General features: G+C 35.2%; 10 protein-coding genes. 5 read left to right on the forward strand and 5 right to left on the reverse strand.

What is annotated here, in order from left to right; genetic code table 11:
- The first annotated feature begins 74 nt into the window (after nucleotides 1-74).
- From ACNKXV_RS07770 to ACNKXV_RS07780, 3 genes are all read left to right on the forward strand, one after another.
- A complete protein-coding gene (locus ACNKXV_RS07770) occupies nucleotides 75-926 on the forward strand; it encodes a formate/nitrite transporter family protein (protein ID WP_417907149.1) in 852 nt (283 codons plus the stop codon).
- Nucleotides 927-1,006: 80 nt separating this feature from the next.
- Nucleotides 1,007-1,207: a hypothetical protein gene (locus ACNKXV_RS07775; protein ID WP_417907150.1), complete on the forward strand. Its 201-nt coding sequence runs from the start codon at nucleotides 1,007-1,009 to the stop codon at nucleotides 1,205-1,207.
- A complete protein-coding gene (locus ACNKXV_RS07780) occupies nucleotides 1,204-1,695 on the forward strand; it encodes a DUF4251 domain-containing protein (RefSeq protein WP_417907151.1) in 492 nt (163 codons plus the stop codon). The genes ACNKXV_RS07775 and ACNKXV_RS07780 overlap by 4 nt, the downstream gene beginning before the upstream one ends.
- 134 nt (nucleotides 1,696-1,829) lie before the next feature.
- Here ACNKXV_RS07780 and ACNKXV_RS07785 read toward each other — a convergent pair whose 3' ends face one another.
- Both ACNKXV_RS07785 and ACNKXV_RS07790 read right to left on the reverse strand, forming a co-directional pair.
- Nucleotides 1,830-2,783, reverse strand: coding sequence for an EamA family transporter (locus ACNKXV_RS07785; protein WP_417907152.1), 954 nt, complete (start codon nucleotides 2,781-2,783; stop codon nucleotides 1,830-1,832).
- A 41-nt stretch (nucleotides 2,784-2,824) separates the two neighbouring features.
- A complete protein-coding gene (locus ACNKXV_RS07790) occupies nucleotides 2,825-3,310 on the reverse strand; it encodes a peptide-methionine (S)-S-oxide reductase (protein WP_417907153.1) in 486 nt (161 codons plus the stop codon).
- 69 nt (nucleotides 3,311-3,379) lie between these two features.
- Here ACNKXV_RS07790 and ACNKXV_RS07795 point away from each other — a divergent pair, with 69 nt between their 5' ends.
- Nucleotides 3,380-4,000: an SOS response-associated peptidase gene (locus ACNKXV_RS07795; RefSeq protein WP_417907154.1), complete on the forward strand. Its 621-nt coding sequence runs from the start codon at nucleotides 3,380-3,382 to the stop codon at nucleotides 3,998-4,000.
- Nucleotides 4,001-4,011: 11 nt separating this feature from the next.
- Here the strand turns inward: ACNKXV_RS07795 and ACNKXV_RS07800 are convergent, their stop codons facing one another.
- Together ACNKXV_RS07800 and ACNKXV_RS07805 are read right to left on the reverse strand one after the other, a co-directional pair.
- Entirely contained in the window at nucleotides 4,012-4,440 is a 429-nt protein-coding gene (locus ACNKXV_RS07800; RefSeq protein WP_417907155.1) for a PepSY-like domain-containing protein, read from the reverse strand.
- A 76-nt stretch (nucleotides 4,441-4,516) separates the two neighbouring features.
- Nucleotides 4,517-5,578 (reverse strand): AI-2E family transporter, encoded by a 1,062-nt coding sequence (locus ACNKXV_RS07805; RefSeq protein WP_417907156.1) that lies wholly within the window; start codon nucleotides 5,576-5,578, stop codon nucleotides 4,517-4,519.
- Between the two features lie 123 nt (nucleotides 5,579-5,701).
- Between ACNKXV_RS07805 and ACNKXV_RS07810 the strand changes: the two genes are divergently transcribed.
- Entirely contained in the window at nucleotides 5,702-6,628 is a 927-nt protein-coding gene (locus tag ACNKXV_RS07810) for a cation diffusion facilitator family transporter (RefSeq protein ID WP_417907157.1), read from the forward strand.
- Nucleotides 6,629-6,716: 88 nt separating this feature from the next.
- Here ACNKXV_RS07810 and ACNKXV_RS07815 read toward each other — a convergent pair.
- A partial coding sequence (locus ACNKXV_RS07815) for a cold-shock protein (RefSeq protein ID WP_417907421.1) occupies nucleotides 6,717-6,889 on the reverse strand: 173 nt, incomplete at its 5' end.

The raw sequence follows: 6,889 nt of genomic DNA on the forward strand, positions 1-6,889 counted from the left end.
AGTTGTTTAGCGATTTTATATAGTATTTTGCAACATCCCACGATAAAATTTGATATAAATTTAAAGATTAGTGAATGAAGGAAAATTTAAATGAAGATCAGGAAAAAGAAAAAGTAGAGGAGGAGCTGCAGGAACAGAAAAGCCAGGATAGTAATAAATCTAAATCACACGGTGAAATTCTTCAGGAACAAATAATTGAAGGATGTAAAACATTTGATAGAAGTAAAACCAGTATACTACTTAGTTCTTTCACCGCAGGTCTTGAAATAGGATTTAGTTATCTGTTGGTATGTACGGTTTTCAGTTTTTTCGAGGGATATTTCCCATCAGAAGTCCTGTTTAAATTAACTGCAGTTGTTTATCCAATAGGATTTATACTGGTAGTATTAGGACAATCTATTTTGTTTACAGAACAAACATCACTCTTAACGTTGCCGGTATTGAATAAACAAAGAAGTATTTTAAGTTTATTTAAAATATGGGGGATTGTGATTCTGGGAAACTTAGCCGGTGGAATACTTATCGCATTGACATTACTATGGATAGGCCCGAAACTTGGCTTGTATACTACCGGCACTATGGCTAAAATTGGAGAACATTTTGTAAGTTATGAACTTACTACTATTCTGGTTAGCGCAATTCTGGCAGGTTGGTTAATGGGACTTTTGAGCTGGCTCGTTACATCCTCAAGGGAAACTACTTCTGAGATCCTGATAATTTATATAATTACAGCAGTAATGGGTATAACCGGACTGCACCATAGCATTATTGGACATATAGAAATTTTTGCCGGCTTGTTGGTTTCTTCAGAAATTACTTTCCTGGTTTATATAAAAACCTTAATTACTGCCTTGCTGGGGAATGCCATTGGAGCTACTGTTTTTGTTGCTCTTTTAAAATACAGAGCTTTTATTAAATTCTCTTAAACTGAAATCACCTGTTAAATGATATATAAAAGCAAGGGAAAGAGTGTGTTGAATCTTTAACTTTAAAAGAAAACAGAATTATGGCCGAAGGAAAAGACAAAAGTAAAACTGACTGGCAAAAAAATTCCGCCAGACCATCAAATTTTCATGAAAAGGATGATAAGTTAAAAAAAGCAGAGGATGGAAATTTGAAGATTCAGAATGATAAGGGAAAAGTTTCATCAGAAGAAAATAAGGCGATCCAGGATACCCTGGATAGTTTGAGCGATGAAGAGGAATGAAAAATACAAAAACATATATAGCACTGTTATTTACAATATTAATATGCGTAGGCTGTGGAAGTAATCGAGACCTGGGTTCTTTAGATAATGTAGCTCAAATAGTTGAGAGAGAAAATTATGAGCTGGAATTCAATTGGGCCATACCACAATCAGGAAGTCAGATCAATCTTATAGATAATGCCAATCATCTGAAGTTTTCCGGTGATTCAGTTTATGTTTCATTACCATTCTTTGGTGAAAGGCATATAGGCGGGGCATATGAAAAAGATGGCGGAATTAATTATACCGGAATATTAACTAACTTAAAAGTTAGCGAAGTAACCGCGAAGGATTATGTTCAGGTAAATTTCGAGACATCCCGGAAGTCAGAAAATTTTATTTATTCCTTGATTCTGTATCCCGGTGGGAACTCAAGATTACAGGTGAATTCTAACCAAAGAAGCAGTATATCTTTTAGAGGGGTTTATAAAGAATCTAAAAAAGAATAATCCTCAAACAAGAGAAGCGGTAAAGACCAAAGATAAAATGCGAGGCTTCAACTCTAAATATTCTATTTTACATAATATAAATTATAGTTCATTTATATTTGATAGATGGATTAAAAGGAAACATTCTATTAGCATTACTGAACCTTGTTTTTCCTTAGTTTGTTCTGTATTTGCTGTAATCCAAAACGGTTAAGCATTACTTTTCTTTTTGAGGTATTGATGAAATAAACACCAGAAAGTAAAATTACCGCTGCAATAATGGATTGTAAGGTTACTGTTTCGTCCAGGAAATACCAGCCTAAAAAAAGTGCGATTATAGGATTGACGTATGTATTTGTAGCAACTTTTTCCGGAGAGACCATTTTCAGCAAATAATTGAATGAGGTAAATGCGACAATACTTCCAAAAATTATCAATAAGATCATGGATAGCTGAACATTTGGACTCCAAACCAGTGGAGAACTCCATTCCTCATTAAAAATTAGACTCAGCAATACTAACATACATCCACCTGTAATCATTTGGTAACCGGTATTCACGAAATAATTAGAAGGCATGTCTGCCTTTCCCACGAAAATTGATCCGTACGCCCAGCTTATCATACAAAAGAATATCATTATAATACCTATATAGGAATCATCCTGATTAAGCACCTGACGTTGATTTACCAATAAATAAATACCTATTATTCCCAGAAAAACACCAATTAAACTCATTGGTTTGATCTTTTTCCCCTGGATCAACCACATTAGTAATAGAATTACCAAAGGCTGGGCAGAGATCTCCAAAGCTGCAAAACCACTGTCTACGAATTTAAGTGCCCAGACTACGATCCCATTTCCAAAAGCCAGAAAAAGAAATCCTGCAATTCCCGTATTGATTAATTGTTTTCTGCTAATCTTTAAATTTTGCCCGGTTACAGCGGCAATTATAAAGATTAAAACCCCAGCTGTTAGGAACCTGATAGCCGCAAGCATGAACGGTGGTAATTCAGCTACTGCTGTTTTATTTAGTACATAGGTAGAACCCCAAATAACATAGATTGAAAAAAAGGCCAGGACAATGAGTAATTTATTAGGCTTAGGCATATTCAGGATTTTGAAGCCGCAATATTAGAAATAAAAAATGGTCATTTAAGGTATTTCTTAAACTCCATTCGTAAAATATCCAATTTTGGCTCTATGTATTTAATACAAAATGGACGATGAGGATCTTTATTATAATAATTCTTTATTTCTTCCCTGCTTTCTTTAAAAACCTTTATTGTATAAACTTCAGTAATAATCTTTTCAGAGAATTTTTCCTGAAGCTGATGCAAATTCCGGACTACTTCAGTTTTTTGATTTTTATTGAAAACATATATCCCAGATTTGTATTTATCTCGCATACTGTGATTGTGAAAACTTTGATGGGTTCTTATATGTATTTCGATAAGGACTTTAACCGGGATTATTTCAGGATCGAATTTAAGAAGGATCCCTTCCGAATAAAGGTCATCTGTGGTGGTATTTAAATAACCCTGTGTAACATCTTCCACTCCTTTTAATCTTTGAAATACAGCTTCTGTGCACCAATGACAACCTCCTCCAAATCCAATTCTGATAATTTCCGGCATTTATAAAGGTTTACATTCAACTAATTAATTAGTTATACAAGTGTGATTAAATTTAAGTAATTTGGCAATATGTGTTACAGAACCAAACTTAATTCCAAAATAGCATCTCTGGAAAAATCTCTGGATGCACGGTTTATTGAGCCGGATAAATACTATCCGCAAGACGAAATTAATGCATTTAGTTTTTCGGAAACCCCTGTTATTACTGATGAAAATCCCGGAGAAATAAATATGTTCCATTGGGGATTAATTCCTTTTTGGGCCAAGGATGACGGGATAAAGAAAATGACACTAAACAGTAAGATTGAAACTGCAGCAGAAAAACCAGCCTTTAGAAATTCGGTTAATAATCGATGCCTGGTAATAGCCGATGGATATTATGAATGGCAATGGAAAGATCCCAAAGGAAACGAAAAGCAGAAGTTTTTAATTCAACCCGTGAATCAGGAGATATTCGCTTTCGCCGGAATTTACAGTTCCTGGAAAAACCCGCATACCGGTGAAAATTACTACTCCTACTCTATTCTTACTACCGAAGCAAATGAATTAATGAGTGAGATACATAATAATAAAAAAAGGATGCCGGTAGTGTTGAACAGAACAGATCATTCAAAATGGTTGCATTGTGAAGACTTAAAAACCTTCGCCTTTCCATATGAAGTCGATTTAGAGGCTACAGAAGTCGGATGATATTCCTATAATCAATTTATTATGGTTCCATCCTCCCGAAACATAATATCCTTGTTTTTACCTTTTCTCTTAAGCTCTACGTCATAAAACAAACCTTTTTCAGCATTATCCACACGTTCAACTTCAGTTATTTCTTCATCAGGAAATTTTTCTTTTAGAACCTTTTTAATGGCCTCGGGAAGATTATCCTTTTTAATGTCATTTTCTGTTTCTATCCAGGTTCCATCCTCATTAAAATCTGCTCTGTATTTTTCTCCATCGATCTTAAAATGGGACTCCCAGTTCCCATGATCATCCTTTTTCCAATCAGGATCGTTCTCGCCGGGATATTTTTTCTGAAAAGTAATTTTCACAGCTTCCGGAACTTTGTCACTTTTTTCCTGACAGCTCATAAACCCTACTGATGACAGGGTTATAAGACAAACGATTAATTTTTTCATAATTAGATTCATAGTTTATTAAAATGGAATTTTTCTCAGTATTTATCTGAAGTGATATATGTTTATATAAAAAAATCTAGTTGCCATCATTTGACTGAAATTTCTTTTTGCTCAGCAGAATTCCAAATGGCTCCATACTTTTTATATGTAATAATATAACTGTAATTATACCCATTATAGGAATGGCCAGGATCATCCCAATGATGCCCCAAACCATGTTTCCAATAATTACCGACACGATTACAAAAAATGGATGTACATCTACCCTATCGCCTACCACATAAGGCTGAAGTACGTAACTTTCAACAAATTGGGCTACGGTAAAGGTCAGGGCAATCCCGATTAAAACAGTAATATCTCCGCTGCTCAAAAAACCAAAAGCTACGGCCATACTAAAGCCTATAATATTTCCCACATACGGGATTAAGGTTAATAATGCGGCAATTACACTTACCAGGATAAAATTACTTACCCCGGAAATTCCAAGGCCTATGGAATATAAAACTGCCAAAAGTCCCATAAGCACAAGTTTCCCAATTAAATACTGGGGAGCAACTTTGGCCGATCTTGTAAGAACCTTCTTTACCGAATCTCTTTTCTCATCCGGGAAAACAGTAAGAAGGAAATTTTTAAAAATATGCCTGTAATTCAGTAAGAAAAATACATATATAAAGGTGAGCAGATAGTTGGCCAGAAAACCGGAGATTCCACTAACAAAAGAGGCAACACGTTTTTTCATCCCTGAGGTAACCGATAAACTTTGAGAACCTGATTGTTTTAGATCTTCTTTGTCCAGGGGTGTATGTTCTAAAACAAAAATTTTAAGTTGTTCTACTTTTGGAATCATGGTTTCTTGAATCATTGGCCAGTCCTCACTAAAACTTCTTATTTGGAAGGAGATTAAAGCGAAAAACCCTAAGGATACTATGAATAGCAATAAACTATTAAATAGTGCGGCATATGGTCGCTTAATACGTTTTTCCATCCTCTGGGATAAGGGCAAGACAACTAAACTTAAAATTATTGCTGTTGTAAGAGGTGCAAAGAATCCCTGTGCCTTGGAAAGACCTAAAAAAAGAAAGTAAACAGCAAGTATTACCGCAGTTATATATAAAAGATTTCTTTTGTTTTTAAACATTGATCGATCGTTGTGGTTGGTATCTCCCAATATCGGAAATGTTTTAGCCACTTTGTATTAAAGAAATCTAAAAGCCTTGGACACTTTTTTGAGATAATTGTAATTTCAAAAAAAATTAAAATTATGGCAGCAGGCGGATCGAACATCGCTATCTATGGGGCAATTGGCGCCAACCTTTTAATCGCAATAAGCAAATTTTTTGCTTCTTTCTTTACGGGAAGTTCAGCAATGTTGGCAGAAGGTATTCATTCACTGGTAGATACCGGGAATGGATTGTTGTTGTTATTGGGGATAAAACGATCGAAACAAAAACCTGATAAAATGCATCCTTTTGGATACGGGAAAGAGGTGTATTTCTGGAGTTTTGTGGTAAGCATTTTAATCTTTGCTTTGGGTGGTGGTTTCGCCATATATGAAGGAATCCATGCCCTACAGGATCCTCATATAGTCGAAGATCCCACCTGGAACTATGTGGTTCTTGGTGCAGCAATTGTTTTTGAAGGAACAGCATTATTCCTTGCCTTACGGGCATTTAACCAGTCCCGGGCTCATCAATCTAAAAACCTTATCAAGAATATAATACGTAGTAAGGATGCTGCTACTTTTGCCGTGATCATTGAAGATGCCGCCGCTGTAACTGGGTTAACTGTTGCCCTAATAGGTGTTTATCTTTCTCAGGTTCTAAACAATCCATATTTAGACGGTGCAGCTTCAGTTTTGATTGGAGTTATCTTACTCTCTGTGGCAACATTTCTGGCCAAAGAAAGTAAAGGATTGTTATTAGGAGAAAGTGCTCATCCAGAAGTGATCAATGAGGTTAATGAAATTCTTAGTTCAAATGAATACATTAAAAATTCAAATTTGCCTCAAACTATGCATTTTGGTCCGCACAAAATTCTGCTTATAGTAGAAGTTGACCTTAAGGATGACCTGAAACTCTTACAGGCAGAAAAGATAATAGATGATTTAAGAACCGAGATTATGGAAAATCAACCAACCATAAAGGAGGTCTATATTCAAACCACAAACAATCTGGAAGCTGTAATTTAACTTTTAAGAAATCTTCGGCATCAAGATATATGTAAAACAAAAAAGCCATCCGTTTGGATGGCTTTTCTATAGTGATAAGGATCACAGCTTAGTCGATAACTTCAACATTAACTGCGTTTAATCCTTTTCTTCCTTGTTCAGTTTCAAACTGTACTCTATCGTCTTCACGAATTTCGTCAATAAGACCACTAGAGTGTACGAAGATATCTTCGCTTGTTTCGTCTGACTTTATGAATCCAAATCCTTTTGTGGAGTTGAAAA

This window comes from Christiangramia aquimixticola, assembly GCF_048285835.1.
Lineage (GTDB): Bacteria > Bacteroidota > Bacteroidia > Flavobacteriales > Flavobacteriaceae > Christiangramia > Christiangramia aquimixticola.

Coding starts and splice junctions, on each gene's coding strand:
- ACNKXV_RS07770 (WP_417907149.1), top strand. CDS start 75: ATGAAGGAAAATTTAAATGAAGATCAGGAAAAAGAAAAAGTAGAGGAG.
- ACNKXV_RS07775 (WP_417907150.1), top strand. CDS start 1,007: ATGGCCGAAGGAAAAGACAAAAGTAAAACTGACTGGCAAAAAAATTCC.
- ACNKXV_RS07780 (WP_417907151.1), top strand. CDS start 1,204: ATGAAAAATACAAAAACATATATAGCACTGTTATTTACAATATTAATA.
- ACNKXV_RS07785 (WP_417907152.1), bottom strand. CDS start 2,783: ATGCCTAAGCCTAATAAATTACTCATTGTCCTGGCCTTTTTTTCAATC.
- ACNKXV_RS07790 (WP_417907153.1), bottom strand. CDS start 3,310: ATGCCGGAAATTATCAGAATTGGATTTGGAGGAGGTTGTCATTGGTGC.
- ACNKXV_RS07795 (WP_417907154.1), top strand. CDS start 3,380: ATGTGTTACAGAACCAAACTTAATTCCAAAATAGCATCTCTGGAAAAA.
- ACNKXV_RS07800 (WP_417907155.1), bottom strand. CDS start 4,440: ATGAAAAAATTAATCGTTTGTCTTATAACCCTGTCATCAGTAGGGTTT.
- ACNKXV_RS07805 (WP_417907156.1), bottom strand. CDS start 5,578: ATGTTTAAAAACAAAAGAAATCTTTTATATATAACTGCGGTAATACTT.
- ACNKXV_RS07810 (WP_417907157.1), top strand. CDS start 5,702: ATGGCAGCAGGCGGATCGAACATCGCTATCTATGGGGCAATTGGCGCC.